The following is a 19,345-nucleotide window of genomic DNA, read 5'->3' as shown; positions in this document are numbered from 1 at the left end:
GCAGGATGCACTTGAAGGCTGAGCCATCCGTTGCTGCCGCGCCAAATCCGGCATTCATGCTTTGTGATCGCGGGCGTCTTGAAACATTTATGGTTCGGTGCCTATCTTAATCATGATTTGGTTTTCCAAATCAGTGATGTGCATGCTTTGTGATTCCGAGAAAGGGAAAGCACTGACAACAGTACACGCAAAGGGAAGCACGAAAGTCGTTGTCCCAAAGAGCCCGGAACGTGGCGTTGATGCCGCTGCCCGCGCCCTGCACACCGTCCTCGTCAGCCTCGAGGACTCCAAAGCTGAAGATATCGTTTCCATCGACATTGCCGGAAAATCGGCGCTCGGCGACTTCATGGTCGTTGTCTCGGGCCGCTCGAGCCGCCATGTCATGGCGATTGCCGACCACCTGCTCAGCGATCTGAAGGATGAGGGCTTCGGCTCCGCCCGGGTCGAAGGCCAGGATGCCGGCGATTGGATCCTGATCGATACCGGCGATGTCATCGTGCATGTCTTCCGTCCTGAAGTTCGCGAGTTCTACAACATCGAAAAGATGTGGGCGGCTCCCGATATGGACGAGACGTTGCACTGATAGGTCTGCTGGCGGGCCGTCTGGACGCTGCGTCCGGCGCCTGATAGATGGCTGTGATTGGGCCGGCGGCGCGCTCGCCCCGGCTTGCGGCACCTTTGAGCCGCGAAAAGCCTGATAGCAGGAGCGGACATATGCGCGTTGGTCTTTTTGCCGTGGGGCGGCTCAAATCCGGCCCGGAGAAGGATCTTGCGGCGCGTTACTTCGACCGTTTCGCCAAGGCCGGTCCGGCAATCGGCCTTGAATTCTCCCGTGTTGTCGAAGTCGCCGAAAGTCGCGCCTCAAACGCCGATACACGCAAGCGCGAGGAAGCGGCCATGCTGCAGAAGTCGCTGGCGGATGGCGGTATTCTCATTCTTCTCGACGAGCGCGGCAAGGCGCTCGACAGCGAAGGCTTCGCCAATCTTCTCGGCAATTACCGCGACCAGGGCAAGCGCGAGATACTGATCGCGATCGGCGGCGCCGATGGACTTGATCCGGCGCTCTACGATCGTGCCGACGCAACCCTATGCCTGGGCAAGATGACCTGGCCGCACCAACTCGTCCGAACGCTGATCGCGGAACAGCTTTATCGCGCCGTGACGATCCTGTCCGGTCATCCATACCATCGTGTCTGAGTGCTCACGATCATTCACGCAGGTGTGTCTTGCGCGATCGGGCGGCAGGCCTCAATCTTTCTGGCAAAGACGGTCAAATCAGCTTAATCTCCGCGCGGTTTAAGAGGATTTACCGATCGGCATGCCGACACCTGCATCCAAGCGAAGCTATCTGATCCTGTCGGTTGCCGTGGCTGGCCTTGCCGCGTCGGTGATCGGCGTATCGGGGCGCGTGTCCGCTCTGGCGCAAGAACAGCCGGGTGCCTCGCAACCGAACCCGCAGGCGACGGATGCGCCGGCGGCGGCTGTCGCACCCGATCCAGCTGTCGAGCTGGAGAAGAAGCGGGACCAGACGCGAACCGAACTGGATGCGTTGTCGAAGACCATCAACCTCTCTTCCAGCAAGGTCGCGGAGCTGCAGAAGAGCATCGAGGATCTGGACAAGAGCACCAGCAGTGTCCGTCAGGCGCTGATCGATTCCGCCGCCCGGCGCAAGTCGCTGGAAAAGAAGATACTGGAGAGCGAGAAGAAACTCGCCGACCTCGGCGTCAAGGAGGATGTGGTGCGCCAGTCTCTGCGCGAGCGTCGCGGGGTGCTTGCCGAAGTGCTTGCGGCGCTCCAGCGAATGGGGCGCAATCCGCCGCCGGCGCTTCTGGTGACGCCCGATGACGCGCTTGCCTCGGTGCGCAGCGCAATCCTGCTCGGCGCCGTGGTGCCGGGTATCCGCAAGGAGACGGACAAGCTCGCCGCCGATCTCGGCAATCTGGCCTCGTTGCAGGCGGCAAGCGCTGCCGAGAAGGCCGGTTTGACGACGACGATAGCGAACAGTCTCGAGGAAGAGCGGCGAATGGATTTGCTTCTCGCCGAGAACGAAAAACTGAGCCAGAGCAATACCGCCGAGCTCAACGCCGAGCGCCAGCGTGCGGAAGAACTCGCCGGCAAGGCGACCAGCCTGGAAAGCCTTGTGGCATCGATGGAAAGCGAGATTTCCTCGGTTCGCGAAGCCACCGCGGCGGCGCGTCAGGCGGAAGAAAATCGCAGGCTGTTGACGGATGAGCAACGCGCGCAGGCCAAGGCTCTGGCCGACAGCGGGGTGCCCGATAAAAACCGCATTGCGCCCGCATATCCGTTTGGAGAATTGAAGGCCAAGCTGGAGCTGCCTGTCGCCGGCGATATGCTGCGCCAGTTCGGCGATGCCGATGGAACAGGTCACGAGGCGATGGGTATAACGCTCGCGACCAATCCGGGAACGGTGGTTACCGCGCCCGCGGACGGCCTGATCGTCTATGCCGGCGCGTTTCGCAGCTACGGGCAGATGATCATCCTCGATGCCGGCGACGGATATCACCTGGTTCTCTCCGGAATGGAGACCATGAACGCGCGGCAGGGCAAGTTTGTTTTCGCTGGCGAACCGCTTGCGGTGATGGGTGCGAAAAGAGTGGCCAGTGCGACAGCATTGGCGCTGGAAACAAACCGGCCAACGCTTTACATTGAATTTCGAAAAGACGGAAAACCGGTCGATTCCCGACCATGGTGGACCGCTAGAGACACCGGAAAGGCACGCAATGATTCGTAGGGCTTCTCTTGTTCTGGTTGGCGCATTGATGGGTGCGACGGCCATGAGCGTCATCTATTCCGCCGGTGTGCCCGCGGAAGCGGCGGGGGCGTCGACCTACAAGGAACTGTCCGTTTTCGGTGACGTGTTCGAGCGTGTTCGCGCCCAGTACGTGACGCCGCCGGCCGAAGACAAGCTGATCGAAAATGCCATCAACGGCATGCTGTCGTCGCTTGACCCGCATTCGAGCTACATGAACGCCAAGGACGCGGCGGACATGCAGACCCAGACCAAGGGCGAGTTCGGCGGCCTCGGCATCGAAGTCACGATGGAAGAGGATATGGTCAAGGTCATCACGCCGATCGACGATACGCCAGCCGCCAAGGCGGGTGTTCTCGCCGGCGACTTTATCTCCGAGATCGACGGGCAGTCGGTGCGTGGATTGAAGCTCGAGGATGCCGTCGAGAAGATGCGCGGCGCGATCAACACGCCGATCAAGCTGACGCTGATCCGCAAGGGCGCTGACAAGCCGATCCAACTGACGATCGTTCGCGATGTCGTGGCCGTTCAGGCGGTCAAGTCGCGCGTCGAGGATGATGTCGGATATCTGCGCATCATCTCGTTTACCGAGAAGACCTATCCCGACATGGAAAAGGCGATCGAGAAAATCAAGAAGGCCGTTCCGGCCGACAAGCTCAAGGGCTATGTGCTCGATCTGCGTCTCAACCCGGGCGGTCTGCTCGACCAGGCGATCCAGGTCTCGGATGCGCTTCTGCAGCGTGGCGAAGTGGTTTCCACGCGTGGCCGCAATCCGGATGAAACCCGCCGCTTCAATGCCGGCCCGGGCGACCTGACGGACGGAAAGCCGGTTGTGGTTCTGATCAACGGCGGATCGGCCTCGGCATCCGAGATCGTCGCCGGCGCCCTGCAGGATCTGCGTCGTGCAACGGTTCTCGGCACGCGCTCTTTCGGCAAGGGATCGGTTCAGACGATCATTCCGCTGGGCGAGAACGGGGCGCTTCGCCTGACGACGGCACTCTACTACACGCCGTCGGGCCGCTCGATCCAGGGCACCGGCATCACGCCCGACATCAAGGTCGAAGAGCCGCTGCCTGACGATCTGAAGGGCAAGATGGTGACCGAGGGCGAATCCGCCCTGCGCGGCCACATCAAGGGCCAGAGCGAGACGGACGAAGGTTCGGGCTCCGTTGCCTACGTGCCGCCGGACCCGAAGGATGACGTTCAGCTCAACTACGCGTTCGACCTTCTGCGCGGCAAGAAGACGGACCCGTCCTTCCCGCCGAATCCTGAAAAGGCCGTCAGCGCCAAGTAACAATCAGACGAGGCGTCAGGCCGGATGATGATCCGGCCTGACGCCTTTTTGCTGTCCGGATGATGGAAGCAGCCGAAGAATGAACACCGATCCGCACGCGCCCCTTGGACAGAACCGCAAGCCCGGCGGCAAGCGCCCCGGTGTCTTGCGCATGGGGCGGGTGGTCGCCGGGCTATGTCTCGTGCTGATCGGCGGCTTTTCGCTCTATACCGCATTTCGCGGAGATGGCCTGGAGCGCGAGACGCCGCCCGCCAGCGGGCAGCCCTCCGTCGTTCCAACCGATACCGCGCAGCAGCCCTCCTCCCCGGATGCGACGCCTCCCGGCGGAATGGCGCGCAGCGATCCGCGGTCCGGCGCCAATGTCGAGCGGACGACCATGGGCGACGGCTCGGTGGTGACCAAGTACAGCCCGAAACCCCGCGACGGAAACGGCCCCGTCCTGGTCGATGCCATGCAGGTGGGGCAGGATCCGAGAATGGCCGCGCTACCCAACGATGCGTTGCTCGAGGCGTCGCCATTCGGACGACTGCCGATCATCGGTCCCGATGGTCGCCGCCCCATGGATCAGTATGCGCGGCCATGGTCGGGCGCGCGGGGGACGCGGATCGCGATCGTCGTCAGCGGTCTTGGCCTTAGTCAGACCGGGACGCAAAAGGCGATCCAGACGCTGCCCGAGGAGGTGACGCTGGCGTTTGCCGCCAGCGGCAACAGTTTGCAGCGCTGGATGCAGGAGGCGCGCCGCTCCGGCCATGAGATCATGATCCAGGTGCCGTTCGAGCCCTTCGATTATCCGGCGAACGATCCTGGGCCGGACACGTTGCTGACGTCGAAAAGCGTGGCCCAGAATATCGAGAGCCTGCACCGGGCGATGGGTGAGATCACCAACTATACCGGCGTGCTGAACTATCAGGGCGGCCGCTTTCTCTCGGATGCGAATGCGCTGGAGCCTGTCATGCGTGACATAGGCAAGCGCGGACTGCTGTTTCTCGACGACGGCACCTCGGCGCAGTCGAAGACCGCGGCGGTCGCCAAGGGCACGGAAACGCCCTACGCCTTCGCGGACGTGCAGCTCGACGGGCAGGTCGATTTCAACGCGATCACCAACAAGCTCGATGAGCTCGAGCGCGTGGCCAAGCGCAACGGACAGGCGATCGGCGTTGCCGCGGCATTTGACGAGAGCATCGACGCCATTTCGAAATGGACCGAAGAAGCGGCGATGCGCGGCATCGAAATCGTCGGGGTTGCCGCGCTCGCCAACGATACGAAGAAACCCTAGCAGAGATAACCATGAGCCAATCGACCGTTAAAGCCGAAGATCTGCCCTATCGCCCCTGCGTCGGCGTGATGATCCTCAACCGTGCCGGGCTCGTCTGGGCCGGTCGCCGGATTCCGGCGGAGAATTCGGAATATGACGGCTCGCCGCAGCTCTGGCAGATGCCGCAGGGCGGCATCGACAAGGGCGAGGACCCGCTGACGGCGGCCTATCGCGAGCTCTACGAAGAGACGGGGATGAAGACGGTGACGCTGCTTGCCGAGGCGAAGAACTGGATCAACTACGATCTGCCGCCGCAGCTGATCGGTATCGGACTGAAGGGCAAGTTTCGTGGACAGACGCAGCGCTGGTTCGCCTTCCGCTTCGAGGGCGATGAGAGCGAAATCGCCATCAACCCGCCGCCCGGCGGACATTTGGCGGAATTCGATGCTTGGGACTGGAAGCCGATGGCGGAGCTGCCGGGGCTGATCGTGTCCTTCAAGCGCGGTGTCTACGAACAAGTGGTCGGCGAGTTCGGGCATCTCGCGGGATTGCCCGCTGCCTGATTGGATGGCTACTGATGAGAGCCGGCAGCCAGAGGCGGCCGGCTCCTGTTGCGTGATTATTCGGCTTCGTTGGCCGAGTCGGCATTCAGCTGGCCATACTTGGCTTCGCCGATCTTGCCGAGCAGCTCGAGTTGCGTTTCGAGGAAGTCGATGTGGCCTTCCTCGTCCATGAGGAGCTCTTCGAAGAGCTTCATGGAGACGTAGTCGCCTGCCTCGTGACAGATGTCGCGGGATTTCTTGTAGGCGGTGCGGGCGTCGTATTCGCCGGCGAGATCCGCTTCCAAAACTTCCTTGACGTTCTGGCCGATGCGCAAGGGCGCAAGCGTCTGCAGGTTGGGGTGGCCTTCGAGGAAGATGATGCGTGCAACCAGCTTGTCGGCATGCTGCATCTCTTCGATCGATTCAGCCCGCTCCTTCTTGGCGAGCTTGGTGTAACCCCAATCCTCAAGGAGCCGGTAGTGAACCCAATACTGGTTGACAGCACCGAGTTCCAAAAAGAGGGCTTCGTTAAGCCGCTCGATGACTTTTTTGTCGCCTTTCAATGTCCGCTCTCCTGTTTTCTTCATGGAAGTTTCTGAGGCGAGACATGAAATCAAATATTTCGGCATCCGTCGAGTGCCGACGGGCGTGATAGTCCTCGGTCGTCTGAATGATGATATCGACCACGTTGGGGAAGCAACCGCAACAGCGACCGCGTTTCTCCATGGCGTGGTAGACTTTCGCAGGGACAATGAGCTGCCAACAGTCCTCATCGAGAAGGCTGTTGATAACCTCCCGGATCTCGGTGTCGGTTATATAGTTGCAACTGCAGACAAGCACGTCTTCATTCCAAACATGACAATGACTATCGTCTTTTTGCTAAAGAAGACGCTTGTTGTCAAGAAAGATTCATACTCCGTCGCTTCCGCTTCGCCCGCCAACCGGATGGCTTTTGATCCAGCCGAAGCGGGCGCCTCTTCGTTTGCGGGTATCGGAGAGGACCTGCTATTGAAAATCAATGAAAATTCCGGCCCTTCGGCATGACCGACGCCGTCGCTTCATCCCGGCTGCAGTTATCCCGCCTGGTCATTCTTTTTTCCATCACCGCCTTTTCCAATGTCTCGTTGAGCTTCTTCTGCCGGGGGTCGGCGGTTGGTCGGCGCGCTTCGTCCGAGCGGTCGCAGGCGCCGAAGCGATCCGCTTCCTTCTGCAGTAGTCCCAGGGCGTGCGTCATGTCCTCGATGTGATCGACGACGGTATGGATCACTCCGCTCTGGCTCTGCAGCTTGCCGCGGATCTTGACGAGCCGGGCGCCCATGACGATGGCGCGGTATTTCTCGAAGGTCTTCGGCCAGACGATGGCATTGGCGACGCCGGTTTCGTCTTCCAGCGTCATGAAGATCACGCCCTTGGCGGAGCCAGGACGCTGGCGCACCAGGACGAGGCCGGCGATCGTCACCCAGCGGCCGCTCGGCACTTTGAGCAGGTCGACGCTGCGGGTGATGCCGATGGCGCGCAGTTCGTCGCGCAGGAAGGACAAAGGGTGCGCCTTGAGCGACAGGGACAGATACCTGTAATCCTCGACCACCTGTTCGCCCGGCAGCATTTCAGGCAATTTGGCTTGCGGCTCGACCTGCAGGTCGAGATGGGATGCCTGATCGAATAGCGGCAAGCGCTCGACGGCACTCTTCACATCCAGCGCGCGGACCGCCCATAGCGCCTCGCGCCGGGACAGGCCGATGCTGTTGAAGGCATCCGCATCCGCCAGCCGCTCGATATCCGACTTGTCGAGGCCCGAACGCAGCCAGAGATCGCGGATGGACATGTAGCCGCCTCCCCGGTTCGCCATCAGCTTCTCCTTGATCGATGTCTCCGACAGTCCCTTGACCTGGCGAAAACCCAGGCGCACGGCATGGTTGGCCTTGATGACATCGCTCATCTCGCGATGGCGAAAGTCGATGCGGCGGCTGTCGAAACGCCCCTCTTCCAGCAGGCAATCCCAATCCGAGCTGTTGATGTCGACCGGCCGGATCTCTACCCCATGCTCACGTGCATCGCGAACCAGCTGCGCCGGCGCGTAGAAGCCCATGGGCTGCGAATTGAGCATGGCCGCGCAGAAGATATCGGGATAATAGGCCTTTATCCAGGAGGAGGCGTAGACGAGCAGCGCGAAGGAGGCCGCGTGGCTTTCAGGAAAGCCGTATTCGCCGAACCCCTTGATCTGGTTGAAGCACTGCTGGGCGAATTCCCGAGGGTACTTCTTGGATACCATTCCGTCGATGAAGCGCTGTTGGAAATTGCCGATGGTGCCGGTCCGCTTGAACGTTGCCATGGCGCGGCGCAGTTGGTCGGCCTCGGCAGGCTCGAAACCGGCAGCCGTGATGGCGATTTGCATGGCCTGCTCCTGAAAGAGCGGTACTCCAAGCGTCCGCTTCAGAACCTCCTTCAACTCTTCACTGGGGTATTCGATCGGAATATTTAGCTTTTCCTGCTCCCGGCGTCTCAGATAGGGGTGGACCATGTCGCCCTGGATCGGCCCGGGTCGGACGATGGCAACCTCGATGACGAGATCGTAGAACACCCTTGGTCGCAGGCGCGGGAGCATGCTCATCTGCGCCCGGCTTTCGATCTGGAAGACGCCCAGCGTATCGGCCCGGCACATCATGTCGTAGACCGGGGCCTCGTCCTCATGCTTGTCGTTACCGAGATCGGCCAGCGTCTTCTTCACGTCGTAATGTAGCAGAAGAAGATCGAAGGCCTTGCGCAGGCAGGTCAGCATGCCAAGCGCGAGAACATCGACCTTGAGGATCTTCAGGTTGTCGAGATCGTCCTTGTCCCACTCGATCATGTAGCGGTCCGGCATCGCCGTGTTCATGATGGGAACGACCTCGTCGAGCCGGTCGCGGGTGATGACGAAGCCACCGACATGCTGGGTGAGGTGGCGGGGGAAGCTCAAGAGTTCGGAAGCGTATTGCAGGACGTGGTTTGTTACGGGGTTTCCGGTGTCGAGGCCGGCGGCCCTGGCTTCCCGCTCGGACAGCTTGTCGTCCGACCAACCCCAGACCAGGCTGCCGATCGCCGATTGCACATCCTCCGACAAGCCGAATGCCTTTGCGACCTCACGGCCCGCGGAACGTGTGCGGTAGCTGGTGACGGCGGCCGTCAGTCCGGCGTGTTCCTTTCCATAGCGCTTGTAGATGTGCTGGATGACTTCCTCGCGCCGATCATGCTCGAAATCGACATCGATATCGGGTGGCTCGTCGCGGTCCGTCGACATGAAGCGATCGAAGAGAAGCACGCTTTTCTTGGGATTGACCTCGGTGACCTCAAGGCAGTAGCAGATGACCGAATTGGCGGCCGAGCCGCGACCCTGGCAAAGGATCTTGAGCTCATATCGGGCATGCATGATGATCCGGTGCACCGTCAGGAAATAGGGTGCGTATTGCTTCTGCCTTACGAGGTCTAGTTCATAGACGATCTGCTCCCGGGTCTTCTCCTCTATGCCTTCAGGAAAACGCCTTGCCGCTCCCGCCCATGTCAGGCGTTCCAACGTTTCGTAAGGCGTTTCGCCCGCGTCGTTCTCATCAGGATAATTGTGTTTCAGTTCGTCCAGGCAGAAATTCAGCCTGGCGAAGAATTTCTCGGTGTTTTCGACCGCGTCGGGAAAGTCGCGGAAGAGGCGCCGCATCTCGCGCTCATCCTTCAAATAACGTTCGGCATTCGGCGCCAGCAGAAAGCCGGCTTCCGGGATTGGGACATGCTCCCTGATCGAGGTGACGATGTCCGACAGAGGGCGGCGGGTAGTATCGTGATAGAGCGGCTGATTGGAAGCGATGAGGGGGACGCGGTTGCGGGCGGCGAGGATCGAGATCACCGCGAATACGCGCCTGTCGCGACCGTCATAGGCTGATGTCATCGTCATGTAGAGCTTGTCACGGAAACGAGCCCGGAGACGCCCGACGCAGGCTTCGAATGTGTCGCAACGCTGGGGATCGTCGGCAACAACAGGATTGGGGACGACGGCCAGCATCATCTGGTCGCCCCATTCCATGAGGTCTTCTTCCATGAGGACGCAGTTACCCTTTTCCGCGCGCAGATTGCCGGCGCTCAGCAGGCGGCAAAGATGTGCCCAACCCTTTCGATTTTGGGGGTAGGCCAGAATATCCGGCGTTCCATCCGAGAAGACCAGCCGGGCGCCTGGTTGCAGACGGACAGGATCAAGCACGTCTTCGGGCCTTTCTCCCTTTTCCAGCAGGCCTTTCTCCTTTCGCTCGAACTTCTTTAGAAGGGCCTTTGCCTGGGCATGCGCCCTGACCACGCCCGCGACCGAATTGCGGTCGGCGATGCCGATGCCACCTAGCCCAAGGATTGCGGCCTGCAGCACCATTTCCTCAGGCTTGGAGGCCCCTTCCAGAAAGGAAAAGTTGGTCTTGGCGCCGATCTCGAAGAAAGCCCGTGTCATGCGAACATCCCGTGCATGTACCAGCTCTGCTTTTCGTCATGGCCATAAAGGCCCTCGCGATAAATCCAGAAGCGATGGCCCCGGTCATCCTCGACGCGGAAATAGTCGCGGGGCGGAGCCTGCGCGCTATCGAGCCACCATTCCATGGCCAGCCGCTCCGGTCCCTCGCTTTTGACAACCCGGTGGCGCATGCGGCGCCAGTGAAAATTGGCCGGCGCGCCGTCAGGTACCTCGATGGCGAAGGCGTCCATAGGCTCCGCTTTTTTCAGGAGGCGCGTGGGTCTTTCGCTGCGCGAGGGCAGTGGGTTTCCTTGCTCGATCCTGGCGGACAGGCCGTCGATGGCGGGGACCGAAGTCACGGCCCTTTCCGGCAGATGGCTCTCGCGCAGCTGGAAGGTCCGCAGGCAATCCGATCCCAATCGCGCGGAGACGCGATCGACGAAGGCGGCCAGCGACGCATCATTTTGCTGATGTCCCTCGAAATCGCTCTGGGCCGTATCGAAGGTCTCGTGACGAAGGACATTGAGGCGCAGGATCTCGAACCCGTAGCCGGCGTCGAGATCGTCATGGACGGCCTGCAGTCGTTCGGTGAACAGGACGGCGATGCGCCTGGGTTCCCGGATCGGCCTCGTCGTGCCGGCCGCGATGCGGAAGACCTTGCCATCGACGCGAAACAGGACGAGCTCGAAAACGCGTCCGCCGACACCGCGTGCTTCCAGCGAGGGTTTCAGCGCATGGGCGATCTGATCGGTCACGGCGAGAATCTCTTCTTCCGCCGCGACCGGTTCCATCAACCGCCGCTCGGCCGAAAGGCTGGCGACGGGCAGACGCGGCGATATCGGTTCCTCATCCGTGCCAAGCACCTGGTCAAGCCGCAACAGCACGCTTGCGCCGAAGCGGCGGGTCAGCGGCGCGCGCGGGGTTTCCATAAGGTCGCCAATATACTTCAGCCCCATCTTCGTGAGGGCTGCGATCGTGTCGTCCGAGAGGCGAAGTGCGGCGACCGGAAGAGGGGCGACGACCCGTTCCGTCTCATCCGCGTCGATCACGCCTCCATGGCCGAAGCGGCTGACCGCCCAGGACAGGCCGGGGGAGGAGGCGATGGCGCCCCTAACGTCGATGCCCATTTGAAAGAGCCTGGACAGGATATCCTTGAGCAGCGCCTTTTCGCCGCCGAAGAGATGGGCGCAGCCGGTGATATCGAGAAACAGGCCATCCCTGCCGTCGAGCGCCACCAGCGGCGTATAGCGGTCGCACCAGTCGGCGATACCTTCGAGAAAGCGCAGGTCGGCGGCCGGGTCCTCCTCGATCACCTCGATCGTCGGGTGGATGGCGCGGGCTTCGGCGACCCCCATGTTCTTTTTCAGGTTGATCGCTTCGGCCGCCTCGTCCAGCGCCGTCAGCCGCATGGTGTTGGCGTGGCGGCCGGAACAGACGATCGGCGACGTCTCAGGACGATTGCGCAAACGCCAGGCGAGACCCCACTTCTTCCTGGATATGCGATCGGTCGGCAGATGCGGGAAATGCAGCGCCAGAATGCGCTGAGCGTTCGCCTGGAAAGCGAGTGTCGGCTGATGGGCGGACAGGGAAAAACCGGCGGTCATGAGGGTTCCACTCCAGAAGAATGGAGAAGGGAGCCGGGTTTCGGCTTTTCTCCAGGGTGAGGCGAAAGATCGGATTGCCGATGCTGCCGCCCAGCATCGAGCCATCGGGCAAGGGCCGCGCCGTGGATGGCGCGGGTTCGGCAAGGAAGCGGAAGATGGCGCTGCTGGCCTCTTCCTCCGCTGCCTGCCGCAACAGGAAAAGCGGGCGGCGAGATGCCTTTGCCCGCAAGTTGAGACGGCGGCTTTCCGTCAGGCCGAAGGGCCTGGGATTGCCGCGAACCTCAAGAATGGTGGCTGGAAAGACGCCGCTTTCGACGGCGGTTTCCGCCAGCCACAGCGCGTCTTCCAGCTTTTTCGGGGCGGCGTGCAGGAAGAGCCGCGGCTTCAGGCCGAAATCGCTGAGACCGACGGCGTAGGGCCGCCCGGCCTCCATCGTCGCCACCGTGTCGGCGATCCAGAGGATCGGCAGCTGACCTTTGGCACCTTCCGCTTGCCCGTGCTGGAGCATGGCCGCGAGCGCCAGGACGAAGCCGCTGCTTGCGCCGGCATTGCGCAGCAACGTCGTGCGGATTTCCGTCAGGCCATCGAGCGGCAGGCCGCCGTCGAGAGCCTCATCCAGAGCGGGGATACCAAGCGGCAGGCGCAGGACATCTTCGGTTCCACGCTTGTCGAGAACGGTGTCGGCCAAAGCCTGGTTCTCCGCCGCCGCCAATGCCGGCACCGGCTTTCCTTCAAGCTTCGCAATGGTTTCGCGGAGCGCAAAAAGCCGCTCGCGCGCCACGGCCGACTGTGCCACGACGTCACTCCATCTATCGGATGTTCCTATTATGTTCTTATGGATTCCAGAGCTCGACCGAAGAGTCAACAGCCGTTTGATGTGAATTTATTCCTGCCCTTGATTCCGCTCTCGAAAATCAGCTGCAAAGGCTCTATATGGGCGGCAAAGGAAAGGAGCTTTTATGGCTCGCATAGACCAGAGCGACAATTGGCAGGATCGCCACGCTCCGACAATCAGCACGTTCGAGTCCCTGGCGATGGAGGCTTACAGCCATCTGCCGGAAGAATTCCGTGCGCTGACGACCAATCTGACGATCGAGATCGAAGACTTCCCCGACGACGATGTGTTCGAGGACATGGCGCTGGAAACGCCCTTCGATCTGCTCGGCCTGTTCGAGGGGCGCGGGATTTCCGAGCGCTTCACGCTGGAGACGGGCGAACTTCCCAACCGCATCCGCCTTTATCGGCGGCCTATCCTCGATTACTGGGCAGAGAACGACGAAACGCTGGGCGATATCATCACCCATGTGCTGATCCACGAGATCGGCCACCATTTCGGTCTCAGTGACGACGACATGGAGCGGATCGAGGCGAGCGCCGAAGAGGCGGCCGAGCGTTAAGTTGTCGGCCGCTTTTCTGAGCGCTTACTGCTCGGAGAGCTTCATGTCGGGGTGGTAGTCCTTGCCTTCGACATGCTTGACGATTGCCTGGGCGCACATGACCTGGCCGGTCTGCGAGTTGAAGGTCATGGCCGGGGAGCCGTTCAGCGACCAGCCCTTGTTGAGGGCGTCGGTTACGCGGTGGCAGAAGGCGGCGTCGTCCTGGCCGGTCAGAAGGCGGTATAGCTTCATTTCATCGTCTTTCAGTTAGCCGTCGGGCCTTTCGCCTTCAGGCGTTCCGCAATCAGGCGGGCTTTATGAACCAGAGTTTCCGCCTGGACAAGATGCAGCCGCTCGATCATGCGGCCGTCGGCATTGATGACGTTGAGGCCATCCGTGGCGGGGTCGGCGAAGGCTTTGATGATCGCCTCAGCTTCGGCAATGGCGGATGCATCCGGCCCGAAATACCGGTTGGCGGGTTCGATCTGCGCGGGGTGGATCAACATCTTGCCGTCAAAGCCCATGGCGCGCGCCTCGGCGCATTCGGCATCGAACGCATCGATATTTTTGAAATCGTTGAAGACGCTATCGATCGCGCAGAGGCCGTAAGCCCGAACGGCCAGGATCACCTGCATCAGCCAGGGGACGAGATACTGCCGGCCGGGTTGCGGCAAGACGCCGGTTTCCTTTCTGAGGTCGTTGAGGCCGACGACGAAGCAATCGAGCCTTGAGCCCGCCGTTCGCCCGGCCTCGGCGATCGCCGCGGCATTGAGGATGCCGCGAGGCGTCTCGATCATGGCCCAGATGCGCACTTCATCAGGTGCATCGGCATCGGCGAGAAGATCCCCGATCGCCATGATATCCTGCGGTTCGTTGACTTTCGGCAGCAAAACGGCGTCCGGCTCCAGCGCGCTCACGAGCTCCATGTCGGCGCGACCCCAGCTGGTGCCGAGACCGTTGATGCGGATGATGCGTTCCTTGCCGTCGAGCGGTTTGCTTCGGAAGAAGGCGGCCAGGTTCTCGCGCGTTTCGGCCTTTTTCTCCGGCGCCACGGAATCCTCGAGGTCGAAGATCACCGCGTCGCAATCGAGCTGATGGGTTTTTTCCAGGGCGCGAGGGTTGATCGCGGGAACGCTGAGCACCGAACGGCGCAGGTTCATCGAACGGGGAAGGGCAGGCTGGTTCATCACGAATGTGTGTCAAGCTTTGTGACCGATGGCAAGACAACAAAAAGCCATGCTTATCTTGCAGAAGACAAGACGAAGGACCACATTCCTTTCCTAGAAAGGTTTCAAACCCATGCAGAATATTCGTTCCGTCTTCCTTTTGCTTGCAGGCGTCACCGCATTCGCAGCATTGGCGCTCTTCACCTTCTCGGTGACGCTCGCCGTCGGCGCCATCTTGACGGTGCTGATGGTCGGCCGCGCGCTCTCGCTGAAGATGAAGGCGGCCCCGGTCTGCGCAAGGGCGAAGTCCAAGACGCGCGATGGTCAGCCCATGCGCATCTGGAACGACGGTCGCGGCACGATCATCGATCTCTGATCGCTTCTGGTCTGATCGCTTCTGCCGGCCGCATTTATTTCATTCGGTCTGTCGGCTGGCGTTTTGCTCGCGCGTCCTAGATGCGGCAAGGCTTGTGGCTGCGCAAGCATCACGCCCAGGCATCAATGGAGGACTGCATGGAAAGCGAAACGCAAACCGGCCAGACGGCCATGCCGCCGGTCAAGAACGGGCTTCTGCCCTACATCACCGTCGATGGCGCGCTGAAGGCGGCGGAATTCTACAAACAAGCTTTCGGCGCCGAGCAGGCGTTCGTCGTCCCGCCCGATGACAAGGGGCGCACCATGCATGTGCATCTCTATATCAACGGCAGTTCGCTGATGTTGAGCGACGCCTATCCCGAACACGGCCATCCCTTCCTGAAGCACCAGGGTTTCTCGTTGCAGCTCGTCGTCGACGATATCGATCTGTGGTGGGAGCGGGCGGTCAAGGCCGGCGTCGAGGTGGTCATGCCCGTCGAGCGCATGTTCTGGGGCGACCGCTATGGCCAGCTGCGCGACCCCTTCGGCGTCTCCTGGGCGATGAACGAGCCCGCCAAGGCCGGCTAGATCAGCCGCGCCCGGCCGGCTGAATCTTCAAGTGCTGGCCGGGGCTGCAGATTCCCCTTCATTTTGCCGGGAAACTGGACTAAACGCTGATCAACACACTATCTCTGCCGAACTGGAGGCCAGGCCATGGAAAAATTCACCAAGCTGACGGGCGTCGCCGCCCCTCTGCCGGTTGTCAACATCGACACCGACATGATCATCCCGAAGGATTACCTGAAGACGATCAAGCGCACCGGTCTCGGCAAGGGTCTCTTCGCGGAAGCCCGCTACAATGAAGACGGCACGCCGAACGAGGATTTCGTCCTCAACAAGCCGGCCTACCAGAACGCCAAGATCCTCGTCGCCGGCGACAATTTCGGCTGCGGTTCCTCGCGTGAGCACGCTCCGTGGGCGCTGCTCGATTTCGGCATCCGCTGCGTGATCTCCACCAGCTTCGCCGATATCTTCTACAACAACTGTTTCAAGAACGGCATTCTGCCGATCAAGGTCAGCCCGGAAAATCTGGAAAAGCTGCTGGACGACGCCTCGCGCGGCTCCAACGCCATCCTGACGGTCGACCTGGAAAACATGGAGATCACCGGTCCTGATGGCGGCTCCATCAAGTTCGATCTCGATGCCTTCAAGCGTCACTGCATGCTGAACGGTCTCGACGATATCGGCCTGACGATGGAAAAGGGCAAGGAAATCGACCAGTTCGAAAAGGCCAACGCCGCCGCCCATCCCTGGGCCGCCTAAGCGCCTCGACAGGATTGCATGATCAAGCCGGTGGGTCCGTCCCGCCGGCTTTTTCTTTGGCTTCAGAGCAGCCGTTCTCTCCACATCTTGAGCTTGTCCAGCGACACGCCGATGCCGCCGCAGACCTCGATCAGCGGGTTCTTGAAGCGGGCGAGGAGGTCGGGGTGGGTGTCGGCGACGGCAAGGGCGGCGCCGCAGGCGGGTTCGACGAGGATGCGGTAGGCGTCGGCGAATTTCAGGCAGGCGGCGACGGCTTCGGCGTCGGTCACCGTTACGCTCTCGATCGGATGATGCCTGGGAAGGTCGAAGACATGCTGGGCAACCTGGCGCGCGCCGAGCGAATTGGCGATCGAGGTGATGGCGGGCAGGGTGATGCGCTCGTCGGCGGCCAGGCTGGCATGGAAGGAGGCGGCACCTTCGGTCTCGACGGCGATGACGGGCACATTATCGAGCCCGTTGCGTTTCAGGCCGGCGACGATGCCGGCAAGCAGGCCGCCGCCGCCGACACTGGCGACGACGCAATCGAATTCGGCGCCCCTGGCCACCACTTCGTCGATCAGCGTGCCGTGGCCTTCCCACAGCAGCGGATGGTCGAAGGGGTGTACATAGGCGGCCTTGCGCTCCGCGGCGAGATTGACCGCATGGGCGTTGGCCTCGTCGAAGACGGAGCCGTGGACGAGGACAGCGGCGCCGGTGGCTGCGATCGAGCGGCGGACCTCCTCGGAGGTGGTTTGCGGCACGACGATGGTGACGGGAACGCCGAGCGCGCGGCCGGCATAGGCGGCGGCGATGCCGGCGTTGCCGCCCGAGGCGCAGAAGATCTCCTTCGCGCCGTTTTCCACCTCGTGCTGGCACAATCTGCCGACACCGCGCAGCTTGAAGCTTCCCGCCGGCTGCAGCGCATCGAGCTTCAGCCAGAGCGGTCTGCTTGCGGCGCTATAGTCCGCTGATGTCAGGAAGAGCGGGGTGTCGAGATGGAGCGGTGCGGCGGGCATGGCTGTTTTCCGGATCATGGTCACGATGCCCTTCTTGTTGCCCAGGCAAATCGCGGGGTCAACCGATCGTTCAACTGATCTTCAACTCTGGCGTCAACCGTACCGAAACGGCCTCTTGGTCGCTTGAAATGCCTTCTGTCGAGGGATAATAAGCCGCAACTTGGTTTTCTCGGAGGGTTTCATGACGACGCGCAATCTTTTCCTGCTCCCTGGTGACGGCATCGGTCCCGAGGCCATGGGCGAGGTCCGCAAGATCATCGCCTACATGAACGAGGAAATGTCCGCCGGTTTCGTCACCGACGAAGGTCTGGTCGGCGGCAGCGCCTATGACGCGCACGGCGCGGCGATCTCTGAAGCCGACATGCAGAAGGCGCTCGCGGCCGACGCGGTTCTCTTCGGCGCCGTCGGCGGCCCGAAGTGGGACGACGTTCCCTATGAAGTGCGCCCCGAAGCCGGCCTGCTGCGCCTGCGCAAGGATCTCGAGCTGTTCGCCAACCTGCGTCCGGCCATCTGCTATCCGGCGCTCGCCGCCGCTTCCTCGCTGAAGCCGGAGCTGGTCGAGGGCCTCGATATCCTGATCATCCGCGAATTGACCGGCGGCGTCTATTTCGGCGAGCCGAAGACGATTACCGATCTCGGCAATGGCCAGAAGCGCGCCATCGACACGCAGGTCTACGACACCTACGAGATCGAGCGCATCTCGGCCGTGGCCTTCGAAATGGCCCGCACGCGCCAGAACCGCGTCTGCTCGATGGAAAAGCGCAACGTCATGAAGTCGGGTGTTCTGTGGAACCAGGTCGTCACCGCGACGCACAAGGACAAGTATTCCGACGTCAAGCTCGAGCACATGTTGGCGGATGCCGGCGGCATGCAGCTGGTGCGCGCGCCGAAGCAGTTCGACGTCATCGTCACCGACAACCTGTTCGGCGACATGCTGTCCGACGTCGCCGCCATGCTCACGGGTTCGCTCGGCATGCTGCCGTCGGCTTCGCTCGGCGCGCCCGATGGCAAGACCGGCAAGCGCAAGGCGCTTTACGAGCCGGTGCACGGTTCGGCGCCTGACATCGCCGGCAAGGGTATCGCCAACCCGATCGCGATGATTGCTTCGTTTGCGATGTGCCTGCGTTACTCCTTCGGCATGGTCAAGGAAGCCGACAACCTCGAGACGGCGATCGCCAATGTGCTCGACAAGGGCATCCGCACGGCCGACATCATGGCCGAAGGCGCCAAGAAGGTCGGCACGATCGAGATGGGCGAGGCGATCCTTTCCGAGTTCAAGGCGCTTTCCGCCTGATATTTCACGTGAAACACCTTTCAGGCCCTTCGCATCTCATGATGCGGAGGGCCTTTGCATTGAAGGCGTCCGCCGCAGCTCCTATCTCCCTTCTACATTGAGAAAAGAGCGGGAGTGGAATGACCGAGAGCATCGATCGCGGGCCGGGTTTCTGGGACTATCTGAAAAAGCGCTATGAGGCGCGCCGCACGATCCATCGTCGGGTTCCCTGGAAGGGTTTCGCCTTTTCCGCGATCAATGCGGTGGCCATCGCCTTCTTCGTGTTCGATCGCCCGCTCGGCATGGCCGCCAAGGATCTGGCGCCGCCGCTGATCTCGATCGCGGGCGATGTCACGGATATCGGCAGGTTTGCCTGGATTCTCGCGGGCCTTTCCACCATCCTTGCGACCGCCTACCTGGTCCGCCGGCGCCTGTGGAAGGTGCGCGGACGGTTCAGGATGATCTATTTCGGGCAGATGACCGCCTATGTCGCGCTTTCCGTCCTGTTCAACGCCATTGTCGCGAATCTCCTGAAGTTCATGATCGGGCGGGCGCGGCCGCTGATCTACGATCAGGAAGGCATCTTCAGTTTCGTGCCATTCAACCTGGATTTCCTGTACCAGAGCTTTCCATCCGGCCATGCGGCCAACATCGGCGCGCTGTTCGTGGCGCTGGCACTGCTTTTCCCGCGGTTTCGTCTCGGCTTTATCGGCATCGGCCTCTGGCTCGGGGTTACGCGCGTGATCATCGGCGTGCATTACCCGAGCGACGTCGCCGCCGGGTTGGCGCTTGGTGCGTGGATCGCCTTTGCCACATCGATCCTGTTTGCGCGTTTCGGCCTGGTGTTCTCCATCGGCCGCGATGGCGGGTGGCCGACACCGAGGCTTAGCCGCCTGCTCTAAACGTCCGTAAAAAATCTGTATTCTGCTTC

At 61.6% G+C, this 19,345-nt stretch carries 19 protein-coding genes and 1 pseudogene; 12 read left to right on the top strand and 8 right to left on the bottom strand.

Annotation, left to right across the window (positions count from 1 at the left end; translation table 11 throughout):
• Nucleotides 1-142: 142 nt before the first annotated feature.
• The 6 genes from rsfS (at nucleotide 143) to GGQ67_RS09960 (ending at nucleotide 5,882) form a co-directional block, all read left to right on the top strand.
• The gene (gene rsfS / locus GGQ67_RS09985) at nucleotides 143-583 is read left to right on the top strand and encodes a ribosome silencing factor (RefSeq protein ID WP_183900130.1); all 441 of its coding nucleotides are present in this window, start codon (nucleotides 143-145) and stop codon (nucleotides 581-583) included.
• A 131-nt stretch (nucleotides 584-714) separates the two neighbouring features.
• Nucleotides 715-1,197, top strand: coding sequence for a 23S rRNA (pseudouridine(1915)-N(3))-methyltransferase RlmH (gene rlmH / locus GGQ67_RS09980; protein WP_183900003.1), 483 nt, complete (start codon nucleotides 715-717; stop codon nucleotides 1,195-1,197).
• A 151-nt stretch (nucleotides 1,198-1,348) separates the two neighbouring features.
• Complete coding sequence (locus GGQ67_RS09975; protein WP_425503772.1) at nucleotides 1,349-2,752, top strand: murein hydrolase activator EnvC family protein; 1,404 nt, start codon at nucleotides 1,349-1,351, stop codon at nucleotides 2,750-2,752.
• Nucleotides 2,742-4,064, top strand: a complete 1,323-nt coding sequence (locus GGQ67_RS09970; protein WP_183900001.1) for a S41 family peptidase — start codon at nucleotides 2,742-2,744, stop codon at nucleotides 4,062-4,064. Before GGQ67_RS09975 ends, GGQ67_RS09970 begins: the two co-directional genes overlap by 11 nt.
• A 79-nt stretch (nucleotides 4,065-4,143) precedes the next feature.
• The gene (locus GGQ67_RS09965; protein WP_183900000.1) at nucleotides 4,144-5,340 is read left to right on the top strand and encodes a divergent polysaccharide deacetylase family protein; all 1,197 of its coding nucleotides are present in this window, start codon (nucleotides 4,144-4,146) and stop codon (nucleotides 5,338-5,340) included.
• A gap of 11 nt (nucleotides 5,341-5,351) precedes the next feature.
• Nucleotides 5,352-5,882 (top strand): RNA pyrophosphohydrolase, encoded by a 531-nt coding sequence (locus GGQ67_RS09960; RefSeq protein WP_183899999.1) that lies wholly within the window; start codon nucleotides 5,352-5,354, stop codon nucleotides 5,880-5,882.
• A gap of 56 nt (nucleotides 5,883-5,938) precedes the next feature.
• Here GGQ67_RS09960 and bfr read toward each other — a convergent pair whose 3' ends face one another.
• The 5 genes and pseudogenes from bfr to GGQ67_RS25290 form a co-directional block, all read right to left on the bottom strand.
• Nucleotides 5,939-6,424: a bacterioferritin gene (bfr, locus tag GGQ67_RS09955; protein ID WP_162698425.1), complete on the bottom strand. Its 486-nt coding sequence runs from the start codon at nucleotides 6,422-6,424 to the stop codon at nucleotides 5,939-5,941.
• Nucleotides 6,390-6,763, bottom strand: a pseudogene (locus GGQ67_RS25295) ((2Fe-2S)-binding protein). Before GGQ67_RS25295 ends, bfr begins: the two are co-directional and overlap by 35 nt.
• Nucleotides 6,764-6,876: 113 nt before the next feature.
• Complete coding sequence (locus tag GGQ67_RS09945) at nucleotides 6,877-10,323, bottom strand: error-prone DNA polymerase (protein ID WP_183899997.1); 3,447 nt, start codon at nucleotides 10,321-10,323, stop codon at nucleotides 6,877-6,879.
• Complete coding sequence (locus GGQ67_RS09940; protein WP_246400157.1) at nucleotides 10,320-11,732, bottom strand: Y-family DNA polymerase; 1,413 nt, start codon at nucleotides 11,730-11,732, stop codon at nucleotides 10,320-10,322. Before GGQ67_RS09940 ends, GGQ67_RS09945 begins: the two co-directional genes overlap by 4 nt.
• Before the next feature lie 40 nt (nucleotides 11,733-11,772).
• A complete protein-coding gene (locus tag GGQ67_RS25290; protein ID WP_343056500.1) occupies nucleotides 11,773-12,723 on the bottom strand; it encodes an ImuA family protein in 951 nt (316 codons plus the stop codon).
• 163 nt (nucleotides 12,724-12,886) lie between these two features.
• Here GGQ67_RS25290 and GGQ67_RS09935 point away from each other — a divergent pair, with 163 nt between their 5' ends.
• Complete coding sequence (locus GGQ67_RS09935; RefSeq protein ID WP_183899995.1) at nucleotides 12,887-13,324, top strand: metallopeptidase family protein; 438 nt, start codon at nucleotides 12,887-12,889, stop codon at nucleotides 13,322-13,324.
• Nucleotides 13,325-13,348: 24 nt separating this feature from the next.
• Here GGQ67_RS09935 and GGQ67_RS09930 read toward each other — a convergent pair whose 3' ends face one another.
• Both GGQ67_RS09930 and GGQ67_RS09925 read right to left on the bottom strand, forming a co-directional pair.
• Complete coding sequence (locus tag GGQ67_RS09930; protein ID WP_018901046.1) at nucleotides 13,349-13,555, bottom strand: DUF1737 domain-containing protein; 207 nt, start codon at nucleotides 13,553-13,555, stop codon at nucleotides 13,349-13,351.
• 11 nt (nucleotides 13,556-13,566) lie between these two features.
• The gene (locus GGQ67_RS09925; RefSeq protein ID WP_183899994.1) at nucleotides 13,567-14,490 is read right to left on the bottom strand and encodes an HpcH/HpaI aldolase/citrate lyase family protein; all 924 of its coding nucleotides are present in this window, start codon (nucleotides 14,488-14,490) and stop codon (nucleotides 13,567-13,569) included.
• Nucleotides 14,491-14,602: 112 nt separating this feature from the next.
• On the opposite strand from GGQ67_RS09925, the gene GGQ67_RS09920 reads away from it, so the two are divergent.
• The 3 genes from GGQ67_RS09920 (at nucleotide 14,603) to leuD (ending at nucleotide 16,146) form a co-directional block, all read left to right on the top strand.
• Nucleotides 14,603-14,845: a hypothetical protein gene (locus GGQ67_RS09920; protein ID WP_183899993.1), complete on the top strand. Its 243-nt coding sequence runs from the start codon at nucleotides 14,603-14,605 to the stop codon at nucleotides 14,843-14,845.
• Between the two features lie 137 nt (nucleotides 14,846-14,982).
• On the top strand, nucleotides 14,983-15,411 hold the full coding sequence (locus GGQ67_RS09915; RefSeq protein WP_183899992.1) for a VOC family protein: 429 nt from the start codon (nucleotides 14,983-14,985) through the stop codon (nucleotides 15,409-15,411).
• Between the two features lie 126 nt (nucleotides 15,412-15,537).
• The gene (gene leuD, locus GGQ67_RS09910) at nucleotides 15,538-16,146 is read left to right on the top strand and encodes a 3-isopropylmalate dehydratase small subunit (protein ID WP_183899991.1); all 609 of its coding nucleotides are present in this window, start codon (nucleotides 15,538-15,540) and stop codon (nucleotides 16,144-16,146) included.
• 62 nt (nucleotides 16,147-16,208) lie between these two features.
• Here the strand turns inward: leuD and GGQ67_RS09905 are convergent, their stop codons facing one another.
• Nucleotides 16,209-17,141 carry a pyridoxal-phosphate dependent enzyme gene (locus GGQ67_RS09905; protein ID WP_183899990.1) on the bottom strand — a complete coding sequence of 311 codons (933 nt, stop codon included), beginning with the start codon at nucleotides 17,139-17,141 and terminating at the stop codon, nucleotides 16,209-16,211.
• A 181-nt stretch (nucleotides 17,142-17,322) separates the two neighbouring features.
• On the opposite strand from GGQ67_RS09905, the gene leuB reads away from it, so the two are divergent.
• Together leuB and GGQ67_RS09895 are read left to right on the top strand one after the other, a co-directional pair.
• Entirely contained in the window at nucleotides 17,323-18,435 is a 1,113-nt protein-coding gene (leuB, locus tag GGQ67_RS09900; protein ID WP_183899989.1) for a 3-isopropylmalate dehydrogenase, read from the top strand.
• A 119-nt stretch (nucleotides 18,436-18,554) separates the two neighbouring features.
• Nucleotides 18,555-19,316 carry a phosphatase PAP2 family protein gene (locus tag GGQ67_RS09895; protein ID WP_183899988.1) on the top strand — a complete coding sequence of 254 codons (762 nt, stop codon included), beginning with the start codon at nucleotides 18,555-18,557 and terminating at the stop codon, nucleotides 19,314-19,316.
• Nucleotides 19,317-19,345 lie beyond the last annotated feature (29 nt).

It is taken from the genome of Rhizobium metallidurans, assembly GCF_014196505.1.
In the GTDB taxonomy this organism is placed as follows: Bacteria; Pseudomonadota; Alphaproteobacteria; order Rhizobiales; family Rhizobiaceae; genus Rhizobium; species Rhizobium metallidurans.
The sequence above is the reverse complement of the archived record's forward strand: the minus strand, read 5'-3'. Positions and strand labels throughout refer to the sequence as shown.